Origin of the sequence: Lactobacillus sp. LL6 (genome assembly GCF_007570935.1) — a bacterium.
GTDB lineage: Bacteria > Bacillota > Bacilli > Lactobacillales > Lactobacillaceae > Lactobacillus.
Window position 1 is genome coordinate 169,685 of the sequence record NZ_VLLR01000002.1, and the last position, 25,985, is coordinate 195,669.

Below are 25,985 nucleotides of genomic sequence, written 5' to 3' on the forward strand. Positions count from 1 at the left end.
AAAAACGCTTTCGTGATAAAGTAGACCTAAATAGTTCTTGTTTATAATAGAATGAAGGTTTAATCATGAAGAACGTTAAAAAGCGGAAAAAGAAACATCAATTTCCCACAGCATATACAGTTGTAATTCTTGTATTGCTGCTTGTACAAATTTTAACTTTCTTTATTCCAGCTGGTAACTATGCCACTATTCAATATAATAGTGACAGTAATAATTTTACAGTCACTGAGCCTAGCGGAAAGAAAATTAAAAAACCAGCTACACAGAAAATTCTTGATAAGTATAAGGTTAAAATTACAATCAATAAGTTTAAGGATGGCACAATTTATAAGCCTGTCGCAATTCCTAACTCTTATAAAAAGATCAATCAGAAAAAACCTAACTTATATCAAGCTGTAGTACAGTTTTTAACTTCACAGGTTCAAGGAATTGGTCAATCTATTGATATTATTGCTTTTGTATTGATTTTAGGTGGATGTATTGGTGTAGTTCACGCTAATGGTGCCATTGATTCTGGAATGGCAGCTCTATCTAAGAAGATTAAGGGTAAGCAAAGTCTTTTGATTATTTTAATTATGGGGTTGATTGGATTAGGAGGTACAACTTTTGGATTAGCAGAAGAGACAATGGCCTTTTATCCAATATTAATTCCGGTATTCTTAGTTGCAGGTTTTGATAGGATGACAGTTGTAGCGACGATTTTCTTAGGAACAAGTATTGGTACAATGGCTTCAACAATTAATCCATTTTCAACTGTTATTGCATCAAATGCTGCTGGAGTCAATTTCTCCCATGCCTTGCCACTTAGAGTTATGATGTGGCTTGTTTGCATCATTACAGGGATGATATATGTCTTGATTTATGCAAATAAAGTTAAGAAAAATCCTAAGGCTTCTTTTGTTTATAATGATTTTGCTAAAGAAGATCAGAAGTATATGAATGAAGATACTAAAGATTACAATTTTACTTGGCATCAAAAATTAACTCTCTTAGTTTTTGCAATTGCTTTTATTACTATGATTTGGGGAGTGCAGTCAAAGGGATGGTATTTTACTGAAATTTCTGTGGTCTTTTTAGCAGCAGGCTATATTATGGCGTTTATTTCAGGACTTAATGAACATCAATTTGTTAAAAGTTTTGTAGATGGCGCAAGTGACTTGCTAGGTGTGGCTTTGACCATTGGATTAGCTAGAGCTGTTTCGATAGTAATGGAAGAAAGCCATACTAGTGATACAATTATGAATTTTTTCAGTAACGCAGTTAGTGGTATGCCACCATTGATTTTTATTTGGGTAATGTTCTTAGTCTATATTGTCTTAGGATTCTTTATTCAGTCTTCATCAGGATTAGCTGTTCTTTCAATGCCAATTATGGCACCTCTGGCTAATGTGGTTGGAATTGATAGAGCAAGTATTATTGATGCATACAACTGGGGGCAAGGATTTATTTCCCTGATTGCTCCTACTGGATTAATTTTGATGAGTTTGATGATGGTTAATATCGGTTTTGATAAATGGTTTAAATTCTGTTGGAAACTAATAGTTATTGAATTTGGAATTTGTCTAGCATTTTTAGCTTTAGGACTGGTCGTTTATTAAAAGAAAGCAATAAGTGTTTTACATATATGTGTAGAACGCTTATTTTTTTATTTTAATCGCGTACATAAAAAAGTGTTACTAAATTTATACAAAAACACTAATAAAAAGCAAAAATAAACATAAAAATAATAAAATTACAATAACAAAAGTTATTTTTATATGGTAACGAATGTTTTTTAGTGTTATAATTAGTTTCAGAAAGCTTATTATATTAAGGATTTAGGTGTTGAATACATAGAATTACGTAAATAATCTTATGTTATTAAAATAACAAGTTATACAATACCCATGTATGAAATTGATATAAATAAACATAATATAGCACAACTTAATAATGAGAATAAGAGTTAACGGAGGCTGAATAATGGTTTCAAAAAATAATCGTACAAAAAGAATGGAAGAGTCGGCAGAACATCAAGCCCACTTTGGGATTCGTAAATTGTCTGTTGGTGCTGCTTCTGTTCTTTTAAGTACTACTTTATGGTTTACTGCGGGAACTAATATAGCTCACGCTGAGACCCAAGATGCTAATGATAACGAGGATAACGCAAAAGCAACTACTGAAAGTAGTCAGAGTGTTAATACTCAACAAGTAAATAAGGTAGTTGTTCAAGCTGATAATTCATCTACTAGTCAAACTTCAAATCAACAAGCAAGTAACGACTCAGAAAAAACGAGCGCAGCTCAAGCTACAGGAGAAAATATTAACACTCCTAAAAGTGAAGTTTCTCAAAACTCAGCTGCTCAAAGCACTTCTAAAACTGACACACAAAAAAATAATGAAGTTTTAACTCAAGATGCTAAGCAAAATACGGAAAAGCAACAATCTCAAAATGCAACTCAAACTCAAGCTGCTGAAAAGAATGTTGCTAGTGAAATCCATCAAGCTGCTCAAGATGGTAAAAACGTTGAAAAGACAACTGATTTAGAATCTTCTGGTAATTTAGGCAAACAAACTGTTTCTCAAAATACCAATGACGCAGATGTTACTAAGAGTGGTCTAAAGGGAACTAATAACTCTTCTGAAGTCAAAGAAGAAGCTACTAGTGAAGCTGATTCTATTGCTAAAGCAGCGTTAAAGTCCACTCAAGCTAATTTGAATGTAAGCAAAACTGCTAATACTAACTCATCTAAACAAACTGATGCGACTACTACAGATGAGGCAAAAGAATACACTATCAATATTCAAGAAGTAGATGATACTACTGGAGAAGTTTTAAGAAGCAATAATTATAAAGGGGTTGCTGGTAGCCATAAAGAACAAATTGTATACAACTTCCAAGGCTACAAGTTAATGAATCCGGAAGAACTTCAAAGTTTAAACCTTACTTCCCTAGGTGGTGGAGCTGGCTATTTAGTTGTTCCTGAGCATGATATTAATATGACTTTGCATTTTGCTAAGTTATCTCCTACAGTGGTTAAGTTTGTAGATACTGATGGTAACCTTTTAACTACTTATAGTGATTCTTCTAAGTGGTCAACTTCCAAGAGTGCCTATAGTGATACAGATAATGTTTTAGACTCCAAGTTTTTAGCAAATGCAATTGAAATTCCAGGTTATGAATTAACTGAAGGCTCACCTACATCAATTGAAATGCCAATCAATCAAACTTATAAATCAAAAGATGACCCTAATCCAATGGTCATTACTTTTACTTATAAAAAGATTGCAAAGTATGCTCAAGAAGGTCTTCCAGATGGCGGTGGTGCCAATGTTACTGGTCATGACTATGGTAGTGATTGGAGCAGTTTACCAGGTGGAGTAAATATCGACTTAGTATATGATACCTATGGTAGCGGAACTAATGACTTTGAAGGCAGTGTTAAAAAGATGGAAGATAGATATACGAAGCAGGGTTACACCTTCTTAGGTATCTTAAACGACCACAAGAACACTGATAAAATGAACAGAATGGAAATTGCTACAGCTGTTCACTTCCTTCCTAACAAATATGTAACTGTTAACTATGTTGATGAAGATGGTAATAAGTTAGATGAATCTGTTGTTTTAGGTTTCAATAAAAATAATCCAGATCAAACTAATCAAGGAATTAATCCCAAGGATCACTGGTATCCAGAAGGCGAATGGCAAACTGAAAGAAAATCATTTGATGGTTATGTTTTGGATAAAGTTTTAGGGGCAGAAAGTGGTAAGTTTACTAGTTTTGATTACACTACTACTTACGTTTACACTAAAGCAGCTACTGCTAAGATTAATTACATTGATGATACTGAAAACAAGACTTTAACTAGTGACACAGTTGATGGCGGTGTTGGTCTTGCAATCGATTATTCAACTAAGGATAAGATTGCTGATTATGAAAAGCAAGGTTACATTTTTGTAAGTGATAATTTTACTAATGCAGATGGTCAAAAGTTTAACGAAGATGCTGCAAAAAATGTGTTTGAAGTTCATTTAAAGCATGGTACTATTCCAGTAACTCCAGATGATCCAAAAACACCGACTGATCCCATTGATCCAAATAATCCAAACAATCCTAAATATCCAACTGGTGTTTCTAAAGATGATCTAAATAAAGTCATTACAAGAGTTATCAACTATGGAGACGAATACGGTAATTCAGTTAATGGTAGCCCTGAAGGCAAGAGTCAAGAAACTCAAACTCTTAGCTTTACTCGCACAGCAATTGTGGATAAGGTAACTGGTGAGCTTCTTGGTTATGATACTGATAATGATGGTGTGGTAAACACTAAGGATGCTGATCGTGCATGGACTCCAATTTCAGGTGAATTTTCAGAAGTAAAATCAGCCGATCCTACTAAGCTTGGTTATGCATCAGTTGATAAGCCAGTTGTTGAAAAGCAAATCGTTTCACCAGTTAATGGTAATTCAACTGTAACTGTAACTTATTATGGTAATCAAAAAGCTGATATTATTTATCGTGATTTAGACAATAATAATCAAGTTCTAAATCAAGCTGAAGTATCAGGAACTACTGGTAGCAAAATTAATTACTCAACTGCTGATGAAATTAAGACTTTAACTGATAAAGGATATGTCTTAGTAAATGATGGTTTTAATAAAGATGCTGCCTTTGATAAAGTTAAAGATGAAGATGGAAAAGTCTCTCAAGTATTCTATGTTGATTTCCGTCATGGTACTACTCCAGTAGACCCTAACCATCCTGATACTAATAATCCTGATTTATCAAAAGACGCACTTGAAAAAGTCATTACTCGAACAGTAAATTATCTGGATTCCGCAGATCATAATAATGTGTTGCTTGATCCAGTGACTGACACAGTAACCTTTGCTGCATCTGGTGTGATTGATAAAGTTACTGGAAACTTAGTGAACTTAAATGATGATGGCACTATTAAGAATCAAAATGGTGAACTTACTTGGACCTACCTAACTTCAACTGGTAAGACTGGAAATGGTACTAGCTTTACTTTTGCTCAAACCCAAGCTCAACCATCAATCAATAAAGACGGTAAAACTTATAACTTCGCAACTACTGATAATGCTGATTACGCAGCTGGAAATGGTGCTGTTAAGAGTTATGAAGTTAATGCTTTAAATCCAGCTAACCTTACAGTAAATGTTTATTACAATGAAGAAAAAGCACCAGAAGTTGGTCGCTTAGTTGTTAAGTATCATGATGATACCGATAATATTGATATTTCTAATATTGGTTTTGATAGTGGTGACCAAGTTGTTGATACAGCTGTTAACTACAATACTGATAACGACTTACAAGATTTAATTAAGAAGGGATATGTCTATGTAGCAACTGATGGTGAAATTCCATCTAAGATTGCAGCTGGTTTAGATCAAGTAATTGTTCACGTAAAGCATGGTACTACTACTGTGACTCCAGATAATCCTGGCCATCCAGGTGATCCTGTTGATCCATCAAATCCAACAGGTCCTAAATACCCAAGTGGTACAAGTGAACAAGATGTTAAGAGAGTTTCTACTCAAACCGTTCACTATGTTGGTGCAGGCGATAAAACTCCAAAAGATGATACTCAAACCTTTACTTTCACTAGAGAAATTACATTTGATAATGTAACAGGAAAGATTATTACAACTGGTGATTGGAATGAAAGTAGTCATACCTTTGATAATGTGAATACTCCAGTTGTAGAAAATTATCATGCTGATAAAAAGACAGCGGGTAGTTTAGTAGTAACTCCAGATGATTTAGTTAAGGACGTAACTGTTACTTATGCACCAAATGGTCATGTAGTTCCAGTTGACCCAGAAGGAAATAAAATTCCTAATGTTGATACACCAACTTTCCCAACAGATCCAAGTGATCCAACTAAAGTAGTAACTGTTGAAATTCCAAATGTTCCAAATGGTTATGTTCCACTTAACCCAGAAAATAAGCCAGGTACACCAATTAATCCAGATCCAACAGATCCATCTAAAGATGTTAATGTTGTATTTACAACTCAAAATACAATTACAGTTGTCTTCCATGATGATACAACTGGTCAAGATTTAACTGGTTATGGTTATGTTTCTGGTGAAGAAAATGTTGGCACACAAGATGAAAAGCTGTTGCCAAAAACTCAAAGCGATTTGATTACATTAACTAATAGCGGTTATGAATTTGTAAATGTAACTGGCAATGGAAACGTTAGCTACAATAATATTTCTGATATTCCAACTATTATAAGTAAAGATGCTAAAAACTATGTAGTTCATATTAAGCATACAATTATTCCGGTAAATCCAACCAATCCACTTGATCCAACTAAGCCAGTAAATCCTGAAGATCCAACTAGTCCAAAATATCCAAGCGGTGCAAATGAAAATGATTTGACCAAGACTGTAACTAGAACAGTAACTTATGTTGGTGCAGGAGAGTCTACACCTGAAGCAGTTAAAGATACTTTAACTTTTACCGCTCACAGCTACTTTGATAAGGTAACAGGTAAATTTGTTGATAAAGATGGTAAAGAAGTAGACCAAACTAATCCATTAACTTGGACTATTGAAAATGGAAACAGTGATAATGGAAGTTTTGATTTAGTTCCAACTAAGACTATTGATGGTTACACTGCAAGTGTTCCAAATGAATATAATGATGGTAATAATAATGTAAAGAAGATTACTGATATTACTCATAATTCTGCAAACATTAATGTAACTGTAACTTATACTAAAAATCCTGATCATATTCAACATGCTAGTGTAATTTATCAAGATATTAATGATCCTAGAAATGTAGTCACTCTTCATGTTGACAAGGACTTAACTGGTAAAGCAGGAGATAAAATTAATTATTCTCCAGAAAGTGTAATTGCTAACTTAACCAAGCAAGGATATGTATTGCTTTCTGATGGTTTTGGTGAAAATAGAATTTTTGACAATGATGATAAGGAAGATCAAGTATTCTACATCACTTTCAAGCATGGAATTACTACAGTAACTCCAGACAATCCAGGTCACCCAGGTGATCCAATTGATCCAAATAATCCAGATGGTCCTAAGTATCCAGATGGAACAAGTCTTGATGATTTAAAGAAGACAGGAACTCAAACAATCCACTACACAGGAGCTAATAATAAGACTCCAAAGGATAATGTTCAAAGTTTCGATTTCACTAAGAATATTACTTTTGACAATGTAACTGGTGAAATTATCGACAGCGGTTCTTGGAATGTTTCAAGTCATGAATTCGGTACAGTTGATACTCCAGTAGTTGACGGTTACCACGCAGACAAGAAGACTGCAGGCGGTAAGACTGTTACTGTTGATAATCCAGAAGTAGAAGAAACTGTAACTTATGCTGAAAACGGTAAGATTGTTCCAGTTGATCCAGAAGGAAACAAGATTCCAAATGTCGACAACCCAACTTACCCAACAGATCCAAGTGATCCAACTAAGGTTGTACCAAACGAACCAGTACCAAATATTCCAGGTTATACTCCAGAAACTCCAACAGTAACACCAAATGATCCAGGTAAAGATACTGAAGTGGTTTACACTAAGCCAGATGCTGATAAAGGTGTTGTAAATGTTTATGTTCATGACAACACTACTGGTGAAAATCTTGATCAATACGGATACACAACTGGTAATGTAGATGCAGGTACTAAGGTAAATTATGATAAGAATAGTGTAATTACTGAATTAACTAACAAGGGCTATAAGGTAGTCAACCCAGATGTAACTATTCCGGGTGAAGTAGCTAAGGGCAGTCAAAATATTGTGATCCACGTAGAGCATAATACAGTTCCAGTTAACCCAACTAACCCAGGAAAACCTGATGAACCAATCAACCCTAACGATCCAAATGGACCTAAGTGGCCAAGTGATACTGATAAGGACAGTTTAACTAAGACTGGTATTCAAACAGTTCACTACACAGGAGCTGGAGACAACACACCAAAAGACAGCGTAACTACAGTTACATTTGAACACCACTTAGTAATTGATAAGGTAACTGGCAAGGTTGTTAAGGATGAAGGCTGGACACCAGATTCACAAACTTACAACAAGGTTAACACTCCAGTGATTAATGGATACACTGTTGATAAGACTTCTGTAGGTGGTGATACAGTTAAGGTAACTGATGACAACATCAACCGTGAATACACTGTAACTTATACTAAGAATACAACTCCAGTAACCCCAACTACACCAGACGATAACAACGATGTTCCAAGTCCACAACCTCATCCACAAGTAACTCCGGATGAACCACAAGAACCTGAAACACCAACCACACCTGTTACTCCAAGTACTGATGATGACTTACAACCAAAGACTGATGAGACAGTTAAGCCTCATGAACAAGATAACGAGGAAAAACCAGAAACTGTCAAGCCTCATGGTGAAAAAGAAAACAAATCAGAAACAGTTCGTCCTCACTCACAAAGTGAAAAGACCAATACTGTTAAGCCACATAGCGCTAAAGTAACTAAGACTTCAACTACAGTAGCTCAAAATAATAAGTCGGCTGTAACTACTGCTACTGTAAATAATTCAAAGACCACTCTTCCACAAACCGGTGAGGACAATAATGAAGAAGCTTCTGCAGCAATCTTAGGAGCAGCTGCCGCAGGAATCGGAATGATTGGACTTGCAGGTGTGAAGAAGCGTAAGAGATCTTAATCTCTAAGTATGAAATACATGATTTCTCAATAGAAATCATGTATTTTTTTGCTTTAAAGATGTTAAAATTAAATCATAAATATAATTTTGAGGTACTTGATTATGAGAAAGTTTGTTATTGCATTATTTACTTTTTTAATTTTTATTTTCATTGAGCCATATGGTAAGCAAGTCTTTGCATCAACCTCTGACTCAGTAAAAGTGATTAAGAAAACTAAATATCAGCCTTATGCAGATCCAAGTGATATGCGCAAGATGAGTGGAAATTATTGGAGAAAATCCAGCGAAACGAAGACTAAATATCCTAATCTTAAGAAGATAAAAAACTTAAATTTGCGAGTATCTATTTATGGAAATAGAACCTATATTCGTTCTGGTAAAAAGGTGGTTTACACCATGTATTCTTCTGCTGGTAGCATTATTAATGGTAAAAGTTTAACGCCAACTGGAACTTATTATACCAATAATTATCACCCTTATCGTTTTTCAGAAGCTTATTATCCCGTAGGATGGATTGGTCAATTGTATCTTTTCCATACTGTACCTACTAAACCTTGGAAGAAGCCATATATTCTTTCTGAAGCACGTAAATTAGGACGTAAGCCAAGCAGTCATGGTTGTATTAGATTATCAGTTAGTGATGCAAAATGGCTTCAAAAGCATGTTCCTTATGGTACAAAGGTGATTATTAAATATAAATAATTAAAAAACACTGTGATTATAACCGCAGTGTTTTTGTTATAATGTTGTCAAAAGCTTAAGGAGTAGAAATTTATGGATTTTAAAAATTTAGAATATACAGATGCTCGTAAAAGGTTAGTGCAGTTGTATATTGTGGGAGAAGGATTGCAACTAATTGGAGCAGTGATTGCACTTAATTCTATAATTATTTCTAAATTAATTGTAGGGATAGGAATTAGTATATTTATATTAGGTACAATTATTTTTGCAATAGCGTTTTTCATTAGAAGCAGTAAAAGCTATCGAAAATTAAAAAAAGAAGATAATGAAGTTGAAAGTTTTAAAGATATAACTAAAGAATTTGGAACTTTGATGACATTATTGGGCTTAGCATTTATTCTGGCTATAGTTATTGGAGCAATCTATTTTGCTTATCAGTGGACGCATTCTTGGATTAAGGTTGTATTATTTCTTTTAGCTTTTTCATTTGTAGATGATTTAAAAGAATACTTTGCTGGTTCAGAAGTAGAAGATGAATTATAGTATTATTCTGTTCAAGCCAATGTTAGAAAAATTATTTTTGAAGCAAGATTTCTAGATATGGATTTCTTGCTTTTTTCTACACAAATTTAAGTGTCTTAAGACATCTAATTGAAAAAAGCAAATAAGTAGTAATTCAACGACAGGAGAGGACTAAGTATTTAGTATGAATATGAGCAAATATGTAGTAGTTGAGCTTTATTCAAGTGGGAGTGAAATGGAAAAATTGGATAATTAAAAACTGAGCTACCTATCAGAAGCTGAATGCTTAATTACATTTTGATTAATATTGATTAAATCTGTTTTAGTGAGATGCTTCATTGAAAAGTATCCTGATTCTAGATGTATCAAAACTCAAATAAAAAGAGTCTAATCAATTACCGAATATATAGAATTCGGCTAAAGAATATTTGCAGATTGGCAGATTTTAATTTTTTGTGTAAGATTGTTTGTATAATAGTTTCCTAATAAGGTAAGGTGCATTGGAAAGTAAATTATGACAACAATTGGAAAAGAACTGAAAAAAATTAGAATAACCTACGGCTTAACTCAACGTAAAATGAGTGCTGGCGTTTTGAAGCCGACATACTATGGCATAATTGAGCGAGGAGACCGCCAAATTAGTATTAAAGACTTACTTGAAATACTTAAGCGAAATGGTATTTCTATCTATGAATTCTTTAGTGTATTCGATAAAAAGGCAGTAAAGCAATATCGCCTTAAAAATCGACTTCAAATGGCGTGCTTGACTAAAGATAAAATTGAAATTGATGACTTATTGAAACTTGACGAAATTAAAGCTAATGAATTACAAACTCTACAGTTGAAGCTAGTTAAAGCAGAAATTTTGGGGGGTAAATGCCTTACCTATATGCCTGCAAAAGCACATTCGTAGTGAGCTATTGAGTGCCGATGAGTGGAATTACGATAATTTATGGGAGCTACTAATTACGATGCCACTCTTTGACCAAGAAGAAGTAGCAACTTTGATAGCATCTGTCTTAAAGCGAGAGACTTGGGATAATTTAACAATTGAACTTTTTGCTGCGGTACTAGTTGCTTACACTGGTCGTTTATATAGTGAAGGAAACTTTACTGAAGCTAAAAAAATCATCAAAATTATTAAAGAATTGCCTACTAAGTCAACCTTGATGTTATACAAGGTCTTGGCGATTTATTACTCTGACTTAATTGATAAAAATTCACATTCTAACAAAATTGCGTGTTTATTAAAATCAATAAAATATTCTAAGTTTTCGAGGGTAAATAAATGAAGATAGGTAAGAAATTTAAGCAGTTGCGGAAAGAATTAGGTCTAACTCAAAAGAACATGATAGCTGAAGTGATGAAAAGGGAACGCTATTCACGACTTGAAAATGAAAGAAACTCTGTTAGAGCTGATGAAGTGCTGAACTTATTAAAGCTTCATGATGTATCTATAGTAAAATTCTTGGAGGATGGAGAACAAGTTAATGTACATGAACAGCGTCAAGATCAGGTGATAAATGCTTACTTTGAGCGTGATATAATGAAGTTAAAAAAGTTGAAAGATAGCAAAGAACTAAATAATCCGCATGAGAAGTTTGCTGTTGCAATATTAATTGCTAAGCTAAAAGATCAGGATGACAAATTCGCGCCGGATTTTAAGCGTAAGATGAAGCGTGTCTTTCTTGAGATGAAAGATTTGAACAAGAATATCTTGTGGTTACTCTTAGTGTGTATGAATTTGTATGAGTTTGATGAATTAGAATCTTTGATGGCAGTCATCTTTAGTAGATATAGGAAAGCTGCAAACTTAGATAGACGGACATATGAGTTAATGGCAAGTATTTGTGTAAGTTATTTGAAGATTTGTAGTCAGGAAGATGAAGATGGTGTTGAATTTAATCATGCTGTACAAGTGCTAGAGAGTGTGCCTAGCTTTGGGGATGTGTTCTTACAGAAGTTAGTTGGACAGTATTTCACCTATAAGAGAAATGGACAAGATGAATGTGCTGAGTTCGTGAAAAATCTAGTTACGGAATGTGGATATTTGAATTATTTAGAAATGTAGAGCAGGGCGACCTGCTCTTTTTTTGATGTGAATAACGATGAAAAATTAAAATGCTAAAAAGTTGTGCAAATGTGTTTGGTTTTAGCGACAGGATGAGTGGGGTGAGGGATGATATGTATGATTATTTTTTAGAAGAGAGTGATATTTATGAATGCTTTGTGGTGTGGAATTTGGACTATTGTGTTAATAATGTTTGGAATTATGGTATGGGTTGGTCCTAAGGCACATAAACAAGATATAAGTTTAGAAGAACAAGGGTTATGGGTAAAATTAATTAAGGATGAGACTAAAACGCTTCTAGTGACGCTTGTATTTACTATAATAACTTATAAACCTAAATCAAATACAATTTGTCAATTAAATCCAATAGGTGTGATATTTTTGATTGTGTTATGTGCATTTATGATTGGCTGGACTGATTATTGGGAGATTCGTCGTTTGAGATTAACGGAAAAAATAGAGCATCAAAATCAACGTCTAAAACAAAATGGTAAGCCACTTTGTGGATTATATGCATTTTTAAATGGGGTATTTTCACAAGAAGATATATCACAAAAAGAAGAACAGATTGATAAAGTAGTAGATAAAATATGGTGGCTGTCATTAGATAAAGAAATTAAGTTAAAAGATAAAGAAATGATAGCAAAAAGTGACTTGTCTTTTTCATTAGTAGGAGAATTTTTTGCTTCCAATGCTATTGAGGACTTTTTTGATTATCGTGAAAATGAAAGCAACAATCAAGATAGAAACTTTGATAAAAATCATTTGAATATTTTAAAAGAATTACATTCTGTAGACGCTTCAATAGAAGACTATACAATAAAAGCTATTGAGAATGAGAAGAAATTTAGAGATGCATATCATAATATAAAAGATGAAAATACTTTTTTTATAATTCCTTATAATGTAGGAACAAATGTACACTGGATTTGTTTAAAATATATTCATAACAAAGGAAAATATTATATTTTAAATAGTGCAAAAAATACATCTAATGAATATCGCAGCCTCAGATTTAAAGTACCACTTAAAAAATTGAGAACTTTAAATCAAGTTGTAAGTGCGTGGAATTATGTAAGAGAGGCTAAGAGCAAAAATGAAAAATTCAATGAATTTGATTTTGGTAAATGGGTTAAGAGTTGTGATGGGTGTAAGGCTGAAGAAAAGTATACAGATATGTTAGAAGATAATAATGAAGAAAATAATAGTTTAACTGAAAGATTTAAAGACATAAAGGACTCACATATTAAATATGAGTATGCTTATAATGAACAATGTGGAGACAAAGTATATAGCAGGTTTGATATTTTAAAAGTAACAGTTAAGCGTCGTTAAGAAGTATACTAAATATCTTAGTATAGAAGGTCAGTAGAAAAAATTATTTTTTGAAGCAAGATTTCTAAATATGGAATTCTTGCTTTTTTTAGTTTTCATATGCTTTGTAATTGCTACAAGGTCATGTAATTATATTCAATTTATATTTTATGTATAGTGTCTCATTACAGATCAAACTTAGAAACGATAATTAGATTAAAAATGAAAATACAAGTGCATCAAAAATATTTGTGCAAATAAGTAGTAATTCAACGACAAGATATAATTAAGCTTTTAGTATAAACATGAGCAAATAGGTAGTAGCTGAATTTTATTTAAGTGGGAGTGAAATGGAAAAATTGGATAACTAAATTAATTAGAAACTGAGCTACCTATAAGAACACGGCAAACCACAAACTAAGCTTGATGTTTCTCAAGCTAAGTTAACTTTATTCAATTGAAAGGAATCAAAGAAAATGAACAATAAAACGATTACTAAAATGTTAAAGAAAACCGCAACAGTAGCGATGCTAACTTTTGCAACCGCAGCACCGCTATCAATGACAGCGCAACATGCAAGTGCAGCTACTTACACCGCATCTAAGTATTTTCCAGGTGAATCGGCTGATACTGATAATGAGTATAGTGATGAAGAAGGTTCTTATTTCCGTAACTTCAAGCATAGAAGTGCTAATCTATATGTTAAAGATAAAAAGCTAAAGAAAATTTATCAAAAAGCTGCTAAAGCTTGGGCACCTGTTTTTAAATTTAAATTTGTAAATTCACCTAAGCATGCTAATTTCAATTCTTCTAAATATGCTAATGTCATTATATTGAAAGATGGTGGTCGTAAGGGAAATTTTGTAAGTGTTAATAAATTACCACTTTATGCTGGTTCAATGAAAAATCTTAAACAAATGCTTAAGGATTTTCCATCTATGCGTAAAATGAGTTGGTATGGTGCCTATGCTATGGGTAAAATCGTTAACTATGATAAATGGAAAGCTAACAATAAGAAGCTTATTGCTGGAAAGCCTGGTGCGTTAATGCCGCAACATGGTAATGCAGCTCAAGTTGGAATGTGGATTCCTTCTACTTCTGATGCTAAAAAACATTCATGGAATCATTATATTACTGTAGGAACTGGAACTAGAGGATTAAGTCAAAAACAACAACTTGGTAATGCCACTGAAACTTTAGGTAAAATTATTGGTGCTGGCGGAGACGTTAATCCAATTCATGACAACGATGAGATTGTCAATGATGATAATTCATCAGGATACTATACATATAAAGTAACCCAATCGGATTTAGACCATGTTGATTGGATTTATGCGCATCCATGGAATGGTAGCAATGTATTTTGGGATAATAGAACTTTATTGGGATAAGTTACTATTGACATCGATGGTATTTTAAAATAAGTTAAATTTTGAAAATGACGCTAAAAATGTATATTTACCCAAAAACAGATAAATAATATGTTAAATTTGTTGATTCTATTAATTAGTTGTATAATTGTATTTTTTCTCAAAACATTTGATATCAAACGAGAATTTGATGAAGATGACATCGACTTAACATTATTAGATTCATTGAAAATATTATTTTTAGTAACTGTTAGTCTTTACCAAATTTACATAAATGATGAATTTAAATCAGACATCAAATACGAAAAAAGTAAACTTAATAAAATATTAGTATTTTTACGTGAACTATCGAATATATAACATTAAATTGATAAGTAAACTCATACTTTAAAAGACTATTTAAGATTAATTTCTTTAATAGTCTTTTTTTTTTATTTCAAAAATCATTTTCAAATAATGTAAGTATACTAATTACAATCCTATCAAATTTGATATTATAGAAAGGTTGTAATTCATGTGAAAAGTAAAAAACACTTTCAAAAATGGATGTTTTGTGCAACTGCACTTTTAATGGTCGCACCATTAGCAAGCCAATCACAACATGTTCATGCTAGTATGAATGATGTTGCTAGACGACCTGGTATAACAAGTACATACGGTATTGCACCTGATGCTAAGACTGGCAAAGGTGGTCTTAATAGGTCATCAGGCAAAATGGGAGTTGTATTACGTTATAATGAACATGGTCATGGTACTGCTAATGCTAATTACATTCACAAACATAAATTATCAGGCTTTTTAGTACGAACTAACAAAGTAATCCATGGTCGACCATTTGGACCAACTAAGTCTAAATTTAAAGTTAGTATGGAAGGTGACAAAGGTCACAGGATTCCTTGGGTAGTTTATATGTATCCAAAAGAGTCCGAAGCTGGTAAAGTCGGAATGTATTATAAAGACGCTTTATTCTATTATCCAAATAGTAAAAAAGGCAGACGCCTTACTTTAGACGCTCGATTATTTTGGAATGGATCTTATCGTCCTAATGGAATAGGTGCACATAATAGTTTACACTTTAGCACTAGAAACATTTCAATCAAGGAACCTTATCAAGGTGCAGCTAATTTTACGTTGAAACTTTATCATAACGGTAAACCGTTTAAAGCAATCAAAACGCAAATTATGCAAACGGATATTGACTATAAACAAGGTTTGATTTTTGATCCACCACAATATTTAATTTATGACAAATCCACTGCATTAAACGCTGGATATATTGAGTCTTGGAATACTAATGTTCCTGGTAAAATAAAAGTTTTTGGTGATCAAGGTACACACCACGGTAAACAAGGTACTGTTTATCCTGAACAAAAACAAGGACAGATTTCTTATGTACCTAGAAATCCGACTAATTCGTTTAATGTAACATTTGTTCACAGTTATGAATCTATTCCATTGAATTATCAAAGTCATAGATTTGCTAGTCCTAGTGGTACATCAACAGGCTATGATCCAGACAAATTACAGACATTACCTGTTGATTATGATACGAAAAAATATTATCAGACTACGCAACAACTTTCAGGTGGGCAAGCTGACTACTTCGGTTTTGAATTTGACAAAGGGAAAACAAACAGTACTTATAATGTTCCAGTAAATAAACTGGTTAATACTAAAGATAATCACTTTAAAAAAGTTAAACAAAGTAGTCCTTTAACTGTTAAAGATAACCAAAAGATTTACTTTGACATTCATACACAGCTCCAAGGTCCATCTAGTGCATATGTTAAAGAAGATAATAGTGATGAAAATTATAATGGATTACCGCTTAAAGATGCTTTAAAAGATAAAAGTGACCCAAACCTTGGTAAAGCTGGACTTACTGATGCTGGTAAAAATAAACAGCGCTTAGTGTTAAAAGATTCACTTGACCCAAGTCTTGAATTAGCAGGCGACCCTAAAATCGTTTATGCTGAAAATTGGAATGATACAACTCTTAAAGGTAAAAGACGTGATGCCAGCAAATACTTCTACGTTCATCATGCCAAAGACAAACATGGTCGAACTGTAGTTGATGCAGTATTAAAACCTGATGCCGCAAAAGCCAAATCTGACGCTTGGTGGAAGGATTATCATTTAATTATTCCCGTTAAATTAAAAAAGGGTGCGCAACCAGCTCATGGCAGTTATAGTGGTGGCTGGACTCTGATTCATAATAAAGCTCTTATAAATGACCACGGCGGAGACGATGGCGGTAACGAAATGACTATAGATAAAATACATCGAGAATGAATTCCCGATGTATTTCATTTTGTAGTATCTTTTTCTTGTAAACAATTTTGAAAGCTAAGTATTTGCTTTAGTCGGTGAACTTAGCTTTCTTCTTCTAATAGTGCTTCATATAAGTTCATAGTCGAAACCATCTTTGCAATTTCCTCTTTTGATAACTGCAAGTTTTGTCTATGCACACTCATCTTATCTGTAAATGTTTCATAATAATAAACAGGTGACTTCGTCATTACAGCTGCATAATAACTATCCATATCACCAACTATTTTCAGCTTAACGCCTAGTTTTCTAACTTCAACTAAAGGTAAGCTTTCATGGTAATTCAACTTTCGCCAAGCTAAATATTCTACTCGTTTACTGTTTTTAATTTCTTTACTGGGAACAAATCTTTGATAATCATAAGTTTCCTTAGTCTACTTGACTAGTGGTATACAACTATTTTTGCTGACTATGAACTTGCAACCAATCAGCAACAAACTTCATAGTTTTATCATCATCTGGATTATTAGTTACCGTTAAAATGAAATCTAAGCTTTCTTTTCTTGGCAAATTTAGTTCATAACCATTAATTTTTAAAAAGAATGCTGTTGAAATTAAAGCTGTTCTTTTGTTGCCATCGTTAAATATATGCTTTTTAGTAATCTTTTGCAGGATAAATGCAGCTTTAAGCCAAATGGTAGGATAAAGTTCACGTCCAAAAAGAAATTGCATAGGCTGCTTAGATACAATATCTAGTCCTTCAGAATATTGAATACCAAAATTATCAGAAGCTGAATGCTTAATTACATTTTGATTAATATGGATTAAGTCTGTTTTAGTGAGATACTTCATTATTTAGTTTCTAAATCTTTCATTAACTCACTATTTTTAGCATAAAAATTGTCAATAAAATTATCTAATTCAGGGTGAACAGCTTCTAACTTCGAAAATGTAATAGTATTACCATCTGCACTAACCTTTTTTTCAAAGACAGTATTATTATCAGCATGTAATAATTTTCGGTCTTCTTTAGTAAGTCTTAAAGCATAGGAATTTCCAGCTTTAAACATTTTTGTTTTTTCTAATGTATTTTCTGCCATGTTATTACTTCCTTTCATTATGTAATTACATTTTATACTATAATTATTGAAATACCAAGAAAAGTATCCTGATTCTATACGGTAAGAACAGTAAAGGTCAAACTGTAGTTGATGCAGTATTAAAACCTGATGCCGCAAAAGCCAAATCTGACGCTTGGTGGAAGGATTATCATTTAATCATTCCCGTTAAATTAAAAAAAGGTGCGCAACCAGCTCATGGCAGTTACACTAGTGGCTGGACCATGATTCATAATAAAGCTCTTATAAATGACCATGGCGGAGACGATGGCGACGACCAAGCATGGGTCAAAATCAAGTTCACGCATGAAACCGTTAAAGATGATGGCAAGCCTGGGGTTGACTCTAAAAAGATTGTTTATGGAGCTAATTTAGCTGATCCTGACAAACTTGGCAAAGCATTATCTTATGGTACTAATGCTTTTTACATTAGGTTCTTAACACTTTTTCTTTTAATAAGTTTAATTGGAACAAATTTTGAATTCTTCTTTTTTAATAGCGTTTCGACACTTAATGAACCGATTTGCCTAAAATCTTGTGTAATACTGCTTAATTCGGATGATGTAATTTCACAAATATAAGTTCCATCAATAGATACAATGGAAAGATCATCAGGAACCTTAATTTTTTCTTTTTTGGCACCTTTTATTAAACCTGCTCCAATCATATCGCTGGCTGCAATAACAGCTGTTAAATCACCATTTTTTATTAATGGACCAATCTTTTCTATGATTTTTTGACCACTTTCATAACTGTAGTCACCATATTGAACAAATTCGTTATTAATTGACAGATTATTGGCAAGCATTTGTTTTTTATATCCAGCAAGTCTCTCTTTACCTGTAGTATGTTGGTCTATTCCTACAAGGCCAATTTTTTTATGCCCCATTTTGATTAAATAATTAACTGCGGTTTGGGTAATTAAATGATTATCAGAACTAACAAACTTTTCTAAAGGATTATTAGGATGAGTAGAAACAAAAAGATAAGGAATATTAGCATCCCTAAGCATCTCAGTATTTTCTTGGTTAAGTTGCATTGCTACTAGTAAAATTCCACTAACAGATCTATCGATTGCAGTTTCAATAGCTTGTTTAGTTAAATTATCACTTCGATTACCTGCATATAAAATAATTACGCTGTAGTGATTTTTATTGGCTTCTTCTTGAATACCGCTTAGTATCTCAAATGAAAAATTGGTTTTTACGCTATTAATAATGACTGCAATTGTAGTGCTTGTTCTTTTAACTAAATTAGCAGCGATATTATTTTTGTGATAGCCCAAACTTTGAGCTACTTTTTTTATTTTTTTGGCAGTTTTTGAACTATATGAAGCATTAGCATTATTAAGTACTCGTGATACTGTAGCAATTGAAAACCCCGACTCACGAGCGACGTCTTTAATAGTTGCGTTCATTTGATTTGCCTCCTTATTTATATATTTAGCATAAAACATACCACTTGAAATGTAAACGTTTAACTCATTGATGTGTAAATATTGTAAACGTTTGCAATTAGTGATAATGTATAAGCGTAGAAAAATGCAGATTAAGTTGATAGAGGTAATTAAGAATGAACAATAAGTTAATGGACTTTACGCAAAATGAGCAAGAAGTAATTTTAAATTATGAAGAAAAACCAATCTCAATCTTCATTATTACGCCAGAAATTATTAGAATATTTGAAGATAGAGGATATTCAACTAACTCATATGCTATTGAGGGAGATAAAACCATTGCTACAGATTTTAATATTAGGGATTGTGGTGATCATTTAGAAATTAAAACTGCAAAGTTAACTGTCAAAGCATATGATAATTGCAAACTTGATGTTTATGATGAAAATGGAAATCCATTAATTTTGGACTATATGGCTAAGCGTGTACCAATTGACCGTCAAGTAATGGATGAAGCACATAAAAAATTGGCCTCTTCTGAAGGTCATGAAATGGCAGGCAAAAGTGATGATGGAAGTGGTTATTATGAGCTTGTGAAGTCGTTAGCTACAGACGAACACTTTTATGGATTAGGAGATAAAACTGGCTACTTAGATAAGCGTCATTATGCTTACACTAATTGGAATACTGATAATCCTGCTCCACATGTTGAAAGTTTTGAGCAACTTTATAAGTCAATTCCTGTTTTATTTGGACTTAAAAACGGCCATCCCTATGGATTGTTTTTTGATAATACTTATAGAAGCCACATTGATTTAGGTAAAGAAAGTAATAATTATTACTATTACTCTGCAGAAGAGGGTAATATTGATTACTACATTATTGGCGGTAATACTTTAGCAGAAGTAGTAACTAATTACACTTATTTAACTGGTCGCGTTCCAATCCCGCAAAAATGGATGCTTGGTTATCAGCAATCACGTTGGGGCTATAGTGTAAGTCAAGAAAAAGTAGAAGAAATTGCAGATAATTTACGCAAGTATGATTTACCTTGTGATGTGATACATTTGGATATTGACTATATGGATAGCTATCGTGTGTTTACTTGGAGGAATGACTCTTATGAAAAGCCTGCTGACTTTGTTAAGAAAATGCGTCAAAAGGGCTTTAGATTAATGCCAATTCTTGATCCGGGAGTCAAAAAAGATGATAAATATAATATTTATCAAGAAGGTGTAGAAAAAGGCTACTTTGTTACTAATCCTGATGGCAGCATTTATATTAATAAAGTATGGCCAGGAGAAGCCGTATATCCTGATTTTGGACGCAAGGAAGTACGCGATTGGTGGAGTAAGCACTGTAAATACTTAGTTGATATGGGGGTTGCTGGAATTTGGGACGATATGAATGAACCGGCTTCTTTTGACGGACCAGTTCCAGAGAATATTGTCTTTAGTGATGAAGATAATAAATCTACTCATAAAAAAATGCATAATGTATATGGTCATAATATGGCAAAAGCTACTTATGAAGGAATTAAAAAGGCATCTGGTAAGCGTCCTTATGTAATTACGCGAGCTGCATATGCCGGCACGCAAAAATATTCTACAGTTTGGACAGGAGATAACCAAAGTTTATGGCCACACTTGCAAATGATGATTCCGCAATTATGTAACTTAGGAATGAGTGGTTTTAACTTTGCTGGAACTGATATTGGGGGCTTTGGTGCTGATACTACGCCAGAACTTCTAACCCGCTGGATTGAAGGAGCTGTCTTTAGTCCATTATTTAGAAACCATGCTGCACTTGGTACTCGCTCACAAGAGCCTTGGGTATTTGGTGAACCTACTTTATCAATTTATCGTAAATATTTACGTTTACGCTACCACTTTATTCCTTACTTATATGATTTATATCATCAAGAAACTAAAGACGGCTTGCCAATTATGAGACCGCTTATACTTAATTATCAAGATGATGAAAAAGTTTATGATATTAATGACGAGTTTATGATTTCAGATAAAGTTTTGGTAGCCCCAGTTGTTTATCAAGGAATGACTACTCGCCAAGTTTACTTACCAAAGGGAGAATGGATTGACTTTTGGAGTGGGGTTGAATATGCTGGTCAAAATACTATCTTGGTAGGTGCTCCGCTTGATAAACTACCAATGTTTATTAAGAAAGATACCATCTTGCCATGGGGAAAAGTTGTCAGTCATATTTCAGATGAGCCTGATAAAACAATGACCTTTAGATTATTTGGTGATTATGGTAAATATGAACATTATCAAGACAATGGATTAGACTTCAATTATCAACATGGTGAGTACAATTTATATGTTGTTGAAGTTAATGATAATGAAGTAAGTATTAATTTGACTAAGCATGGTTACAAGCCAAATTATCAGACAATTATAGTTCAATCGGCTGATAAAGAATGGAAGTTTGAATATGATGAGCAAGAAAAAACTTATAAAATAAGATAAGCTAGATTTAATTTATATATAATTAATAAAGCATATCAGTGATATTTAATAAATCATTGATATGCTTTATATTTTATATGTTTAATTTTAAAATCAAATGGTTAATAGTATACTAAAATAGTAGGAGGTTTAATAATGATTAAATATGAAGAGTTAAAACAAAGTTCAAATGGAATGCCTACTTGGGATGCATTTTTAGGTCCAATTCTTTCTATTTCATTAAAAAAGAATATTTGGAGTAGAAAAGAGTTAGTACAAGCAGTTGTTGATAATTCTGATATCCCGGAAGAATTGAGAAACCTCAGATATACATCGAAGTATCATGATTTAATTTTAAACAATAGAATTGACTGGGCTCTAAGCGATTTAAAAATTGCAGGTCTACTCAATACTCCTAATCGTGGAAAATATAAAATTAGCAATCTAGGTAAAGAAGTTTATCAAAAATATGGAATGAATATTGATAGAGAATTTGTTCATAGTCAAAAAGCATATCAAGACCATAGACAAAAGCAAAGTGATAATAACAAGAATATAATAGATGAATCATCTGATGATGAAACTATAGAAGCTTTTGAACTAAATATTAAACAAGTAGATGATTGGTTTAGCAAGCAAAAAATTGATTTTGCGGATAATTTATTAGCTCGACTTAGAAAAGTAAATCCATATAAATTTGAAAAAATGATGACCCACTTATTAGCAGAGATGGGTTATAAAGGAACTGATGGAGAAGAACTTGTTACCCAAAAGTCAAATGATGGCGGAATTGATAGAATTATTAATAAAGATCCACTTGGGCTAGAAACAGTATATGTGCAAGTAAAACGCTATGGTGAAAATAATACGGTAGGAAGTCCAGAGATTAATGGCTTTTATGGTGCATTAACTAGAATGCACGCCAATCGTGGTGTATTTATTACAACTTCAAGCTTTAGTAAGGATGCTCAAGTTGCGGCCAAACAGCTAAATATTGCTTTAGTTGATGGGGAGATGTTAACTAATCTAATGATTCAATATCACATAGGAGTACAAGTTGCACAAACTTATGATGTTTTTGATATTGATGAAGATTTTTTTGAATAATTAATAAAGCATATCAGTGATATATATAAAATCATTGATATGCTTTATATTTTATATGTTTAATTTTCCTTCTGAGTAAAGAACAGCGTTTCCCGCAAGAATTGTATCTTTTCCAAGATAAGTGCAATAAAGGATTCCGCTGCGAGGGGATGCTTGAAAGGCAACCAAATCATTTTTATTAAGCTGTTTAGCCCAATATGGAATAATGTGGCAATGACCACTTCCGCAAACGGGATCTTCTGGAACTGATAATTTTGGGGCAAAAGATCTTGAAACACAATCAAATTTTGTTCCTTTAGCAGTGGCATGTTGCAATAAGCCAGGAAGGTGAGCAAGTTTTTCTTGATTAGGATTCATATTTTTGACAAAATTTTCATCGTCAAAAATGCAAAGCAAGTCTCTACCTAAATATGCTTCAATTGGAGTTTTGCCAAAAGCATCGGTCATCTCATTCGTAACTGGAATTTTCTTTAAATTATAAGATGGGAAACTCATTTCATAGCGGTCATCATTTTTAGTAACTATTAAATCACCACTTTTTGTAAAAAAAACTATCTTATGAGCATCCCCTTTAACCCCAATCTTGTTAAATACAACAAAAGCAGTTGCTAGTGTTGCGTGCCCGCATAGGTCAATTTCACCACCGGGTGTAAACCAACGTAACTTATAATGAGTATTATCTATTTTAATTGTGAACGCAGTCTCAGAAAAACGATTTTCCATCGCAATCTTGCGCATTAACTCAGTATTAGGCCATTCATTTACAATACAAACCGCAGCTGGATTGCCTTTAAATAGTTCTTTAGTAAAAGCATCAACAACGTACATTTTCATTTTTGTCATCTCCTATCTTTAATCATACCTACTTTTAGTAGGGGTACAAAATAAGAAAACACAGAAAAAATAAGATATAATTATTTTAGTAGAAACTTAAATAAATGAAAGGGGAAATATAATGAAAATTAATAAAAAGTTTCTTTTCACTTCAATAGCAGCTTTATTTTTAGTACCTACTGCTACAATAAATTCAAAACAGGTTGAAGCAAAAAGTCAAACTATTACAATAAAATCAGCTCCTGATTATGCTGCAGCTAATTACTACACTAGAAAAAATGGTAAGTTTTCTCAAGATTATAATAGTAAAGTTTCAGCAAATAAAACTTTTAAAGTTAAAAGTAGCATTTATGATGATTCTGAAAAGATTCCCTATACTGGTTATGGAGATGAAGTAATAATTGGAAATACTAGCTTCTATTATTTAGGTGATGGTGGCTATATCAAGACAAGCAACACTCAAGGTATCGGAGAAAAATCTGTTAAGGTTAGTCGTAATTCCTATATTTACGATAAAAATGGAAAACGATTGAAGAGTTTTCGTAATAAAAAGGCCTATTTCCCTGCTGGTACTACTATAAAACTAACAGTTAAAAGTAAATATTATAAAACCCCATATACTTACTATAACGTTGGCAATGGGAAATATATTAAAAATTCTGATGTTTCAAAATTAGATGGTAAAGGTGTAATGTTTATTTCGCATAATGCTTACATCTACAACAATAAAGGAAAACGCGCAAATAAAGTTACTTTGAAGACCGGTACTTTAATTAATTACTATGGTTCAGTTAAAGATGGTAAAAGCCAATATTATTACTATGCTAATGTAGGAGAAACTAAACTTAGACATATTCCAAACTATAAAATTGGTAAAAAGTGGTTTTTCAAAATTGCAAAAAATAAATATATCAAAGCAAATAACATTAATACTATAAATGGAAAGGCACTTTTTACCAAAGGACCTATTGAAGTAACTGTTACAAGAGACACTTATTACTTAAATGATAAATTCCAAGCTACAAATAAATTAGTTAAGGCTGGTAAAACTCTTAAAGTAGATCAAGCAATTAGGCAAGGCGTAAGTGATTACACTATGGTTTATTACCATGTAGCTGGAACCAAGGATTACCTTGATAGTGACTTAGCTACTGAATACCCTAATTCTACTACAGGTCCATATGATTGGTCGGGTGGCTCAGTTCTCTCTAAGCAATATTTGGAAGATGTAAGTTACAATGATTTACATTATAGCTTAATCAGCTTTAAAAAAGGTGTAGATCCTGTTTACTATAATTTTAATGGTGATAAAACTACTCTAAAAGTTGATGACGGGGATGACTTAGCTGCTAATGAAGCTGTATATATCTATAATTCTAAAACTAAGCAAACTGACCTTTATTACCATTTAGAAAAGTCTATCTTCATACAATGGGGAGCAGAGGATACAGGAATTGATACTGCCATCAATGATGTTTATGTTAAAGCTAGTGATGTTGACATTAGGGGCCTTAAATTAAAACCGATAAACACTGCATCTAGTGCTGAAAAGTCAGCTAATACTGTTGCAAGTGAAAGTCAATTAACTAAATTAAAAGACTCAATTGCTGACGAAAATAGTATAAAGAAGAGTGATAAATATCGCTTAGAAACTTGGGCTAATCGTACAACTTATGATAATGCCATTAAGAATGCTCAAGATGTTTTAAATAAAAAGACCCCTACTATGGCTTTAGTCGAGCAAGCACAATGGCAAGTTGATTTCGCTAAAAAGAATCTAAAAGGAGCTAAGATTAAAGTTAAAGATATTAATCACATAACTCCTCAAGAAGGTCAGCAAATCTTTAGCTTAATGGCGCAAAGCTATTCTGATGGACCGGGATACTATCCAATGGTTGGTCTTTATCATAAATATGCCCATAAAAATGGCTACTATCCAACTAGTGCATGGGATAATAATGAAAAGAGTGTATTTTTCTTATACAAATATAGCGGTGCTAAAAGAGAAAAAATTGACATTGCAGATTTTGCTACTGAGAAATAATTATGATGAAAACTAGCGATTTTGCTGAGCAGAGATAAGACCAATTTTTATTAATGCTTAATAATATAAAATAGATATGTCTGGGAATTTAGTTTTTCCTAGAT

General features: G+C 32.8%; 18 protein-coding genes. 13 read left to right on the top strand and 5 right to left on the bottom strand.

Annotation, left to right across the window (positions count from 1 at the left end):
• Positions 1-65: 65 nt before the first annotated feature.
• The 10 genes from FOD82_RS09225 (at position 66) to FOD82_RS09270 (ending at position 16,941) form a co-directional block, all read left to right on the top strand.
• On the top strand, positions 66-1,598 hold the full coding sequence (locus FOD82_RS09225) for a YfcC family protein (RefSeq protein WP_144356179.1): 1,533 nt from the start codon (positions 66-68) through the stop codon (positions 1,596-1,598).
• A gap of 364 nt (positions 1,599-1,962) precedes the next feature.
• Positions 1,963-8,691 carry a MucBP domain-containing protein gene (locus FOD82_RS09230; RefSeq protein ID WP_144356180.1) on the top strand — a complete coding sequence of 2,243 codons (6,729 nt, stop codon included), beginning with the start codon at positions 1,963-1,965 and terminating at the stop codon, positions 8,689-8,691.
• Between the two features lie 102 nt (positions 8,692-8,793).
• Positions 8,794-9,393, top strand: coding sequence for a L,D-transpeptidase family protein (locus FOD82_RS09235; protein WP_144356181.1), 600 nt, complete (start codon positions 8,794-8,796; stop codon positions 9,391-9,393).
• Between the two features lie 72 nt (positions 9,394-9,465).
• On the top strand, positions 9,466-9,915 hold the full coding sequence (locus tag FOD82_RS09240) for a hypothetical protein (protein ID WP_144356182.1): 450 nt from the start codon (positions 9,466-9,468) through the stop codon (positions 9,913-9,915).
• A gap of 493 nt (positions 9,916-10,408) precedes the next feature.
• On the top strand, positions 10,409-10,807 hold the full coding sequence (locus FOD82_RS09245) for a helix-turn-helix transcriptional regulator (protein WP_144356183.1): 399 nt from the start codon (positions 10,409-10,411) through the stop codon (positions 10,805-10,807).
• Between the two features lie 58 nt (positions 10,808-10,865).
• Positions 10,866-11,186 carry a hypothetical protein gene (locus FOD82_RS09250; RefSeq protein WP_144356184.1) on the top strand — a complete coding sequence of 107 codons (321 nt, stop codon included), beginning with the start codon at positions 10,866-10,868 and terminating at the stop codon, positions 11,184-11,186.
• Positions 11,183-11,965, top strand: coding sequence for a helix-turn-helix transcriptional regulator (locus FOD82_RS09255; RefSeq protein WP_144356185.1), 783 nt, complete (start codon positions 11,183-11,185; stop codon positions 11,963-11,965). Before FOD82_RS09250 ends, FOD82_RS09255 begins: the two co-directional genes overlap by 4 nt.
• A 147-nt stretch (positions 11,966-12,112) precedes the next feature.
• Positions 12,113-13,300 carry a hypothetical protein gene (locus FOD82_RS09260; RefSeq protein ID WP_144356186.1) on the top strand — a complete coding sequence of 396 codons (1,188 nt, stop codon included), beginning with the start codon at positions 12,113-12,115 and terminating at the stop codon, positions 13,298-13,300.
• Positions 13,301-13,755: 455 nt separating this feature from the next.
• The gene (locus tag FOD82_RS09265; protein ID WP_144356187.1) at positions 13,756-14,670 is read left to right on the top strand and encodes a hypothetical protein; all 915 of its coding nucleotides are present in this window, start codon (positions 13,756-13,758) and stop codon (positions 14,668-14,670) included.
• A gap of 495 nt (positions 14,671-15,165) precedes the next feature.
• Positions 15,166-16,941: a hypothetical protein gene (locus tag FOD82_RS09270; protein WP_144356188.1), complete on the top strand. Its 1,776-nt coding sequence runs from the start codon at positions 15,166-15,168 to the stop codon at positions 16,939-16,941.
• 80 nt (positions 16,942-17,021) lie between these two features.
• Here FOD82_RS09270 and FOD82_RS09275 read toward each other — a convergent pair whose 3' ends face one another.
• The 4 genes from FOD82_RS09275 to FOD82_RS09290 form a co-directional block, all read right to left on the bottom strand.
• Positions 17,022-17,264 carry a hypothetical protein gene (locus FOD82_RS09275; RefSeq protein ID WP_144356189.1) on the bottom strand — a complete coding sequence of 81 codons (243 nt, stop codon included), beginning with the start codon at positions 17,262-17,264 and terminating at the stop codon, positions 17,022-17,024.
• 109 nt (positions 17,265-17,373) lie between these two features.
• Positions 17,374-17,769, bottom strand: a complete 396-nt coding sequence (locus FOD82_RS09280; protein WP_144356190.1) for a type II toxin-antitoxin system death-on-curing family toxin — start codon at positions 17,767-17,769, stop codon at positions 17,374-17,376.
• Complete coding sequence (locus tag FOD82_RS09285; protein WP_144356191.1) at positions 17,769-18,017, bottom strand: AbrB family transcriptional regulator; 249 nt, start codon at positions 18,015-18,017, stop codon at positions 17,769-17,771. The genes FOD82_RS09280 and FOD82_RS09285 overlap by 1 nt, the downstream gene beginning before the upstream one ends.
• A gap of 442 nt (positions 18,018-18,459) precedes the next feature.
• Positions 18,460-19,452: a LacI family DNA-binding transcriptional regulator gene (locus FOD82_RS09290; protein ID WP_144356192.1), complete on the bottom strand. Its 993-nt coding sequence runs from the start codon at positions 19,450-19,452 to the stop codon at positions 18,460-18,462.
• Between the two features lie 155 nt (positions 19,453-19,607).
• Here FOD82_RS09290 and FOD82_RS09295 point away from each other — a divergent pair, with 155 nt between their 5' ends.
• Both FOD82_RS09295 and FOD82_RS09300 read left to right on the top strand, forming a co-directional pair.
• On the top strand, positions 19,608-21,917 hold the full coding sequence (locus FOD82_RS09295) for a glycoside hydrolase family 31 protein (RefSeq protein ID WP_144356193.1): 2,310 nt from the start codon (positions 19,608-19,610) through the stop codon (positions 21,915-21,917).
• 135 nt (positions 21,918-22,052) lie between these two features.
• Positions 22,053-23,003: a restriction endonuclease gene (locus tag FOD82_RS09300; protein ID WP_144356194.1), complete on the top strand. Its 951-nt coding sequence runs from the start codon at positions 22,053-22,055 to the stop codon at positions 23,001-23,003.
• 51 nt (positions 23,004-23,054) lie between these two features.
• On the opposite strand, the gene FOD82_RS09305 is transcribed toward FOD82_RS09300, so the two are convergent.
• Positions 23,055-23,837 (bottom strand): PhzF family phenazine biosynthesis protein, encoded by a 783-nt coding sequence (locus FOD82_RS09305; protein ID WP_144356195.1) that lies wholly within the window; start codon positions 23,835-23,837, stop codon positions 23,055-23,057.
• A 121-nt stretch (positions 23,838-23,958) separates the two neighbouring features.
• Here FOD82_RS09305 and FOD82_RS09310 point away from each other — a divergent pair, with 121 nt between their 5' ends.
• Positions 23,959-25,881, top strand: a complete 1,923-nt coding sequence (locus FOD82_RS09310) for an SLAP domain-containing protein (protein WP_144356196.1) — start codon at positions 23,959-23,961, stop codon at positions 25,879-25,881.
• Positions 25,882-25,985 lie beyond the last annotated feature (104 nt).

Coding starts and splice junctions, on each gene's coding strand:
- FOD82_RS09225 (WP_144356179.1), top strand. CDS start 66: ATGAAGAACGTTAAAAAGCGGAAAAAGAAACATCAATTTCCCACAGCA.
- FOD82_RS09230 (WP_144356180.1), top strand. CDS start 1,963: ATGGTTTCAAAAAATAATCGTACAAAAAGAATGGAAGAGTCGGCAGAA.
- FOD82_RS09235 (WP_144356181.1), top strand. CDS start 8,794: ATGAGAAAGTTTGTTATTGCATTATTTACTTTTTTAATTTTTATTTTC.
- FOD82_RS09240 (WP_144356182.1), top strand. CDS start 9,466: ATGGATTTTAAAAATTTAGAATATACAGATGCTCGTAAAAGGTTAGTG.
- FOD82_RS09245 (WP_144356183.1), top strand. CDS start 10,409: ATGACAACAATTGGAAAAGAACTGAAAAAAATTAGAATAACCTACGGC.
- FOD82_RS09250 (WP_144356184.1), top strand. CDS start 10,866: ATGCCACTCTTTGACCAAGAAGAAGTAGCAACTTTGATAGCATCTGTC.
- FOD82_RS09255 (WP_144356185.1), top strand. CDS start 11,183: ATGAAGATAGGTAAGAAATTTAAGCAGTTGCGGAAAGAATTAGGTCTA.
- FOD82_RS09260 (WP_144356186.1), top strand. CDS start 12,113: ATGAATGCTTTGTGGTGTGGAATTTGGACTATTGTGTTAATAATGTTT.
- FOD82_RS09265 (WP_144356187.1), top strand. CDS start 13,756: ATGAACAATAAAACGATTACTAAAATGTTAAAGAAAACCGCAACAGTA.
- FOD82_RS09280 (WP_144356190.1), bottom strand. CDS start 17,769: ATGAAGTATCTCACTAAAACAGACTTAATCCATATTAATCAAAATGTA.
- FOD82_RS09285 (WP_144356191.1), bottom strand. CDS start 18,017: ATGGCAGAAAATACATTAGAAAAAACAAAAATGTTTAAAGCTGGAAAT.
- FOD82_RS09290 (WP_144356192.1), bottom strand. CDS start 19,452: ATGAACGCAACTATTAAAGACGTCGCTCGTGAGTCGGGGTTTTCAATT.
- FOD82_RS09295 (WP_144356193.1), top strand. CDS start 19,608: ATGAACAATAAGTTAATGGACTTTACGCAAAATGAGCAAGAAGTAATT.
- FOD82_RS09300 (WP_144356194.1), top strand. CDS start 22,053: ATGATTAAATATGAAGAGTTAAAACAAAGTTCAAATGGAATGCCTACT.
- FOD82_RS09305 (WP_144356195.1), bottom strand. CDS start 23,837: ATGAAAATGTACGTTGTTGATGCTTTTACTAAAGAACTATTTAAAGGC.
- FOD82_RS09310 (WP_144356196.1), top strand. CDS start 23,959: ATGAAAATTAATAAAAAGTTTCTTTTCACTTCAATAGCAGCTTTATTT.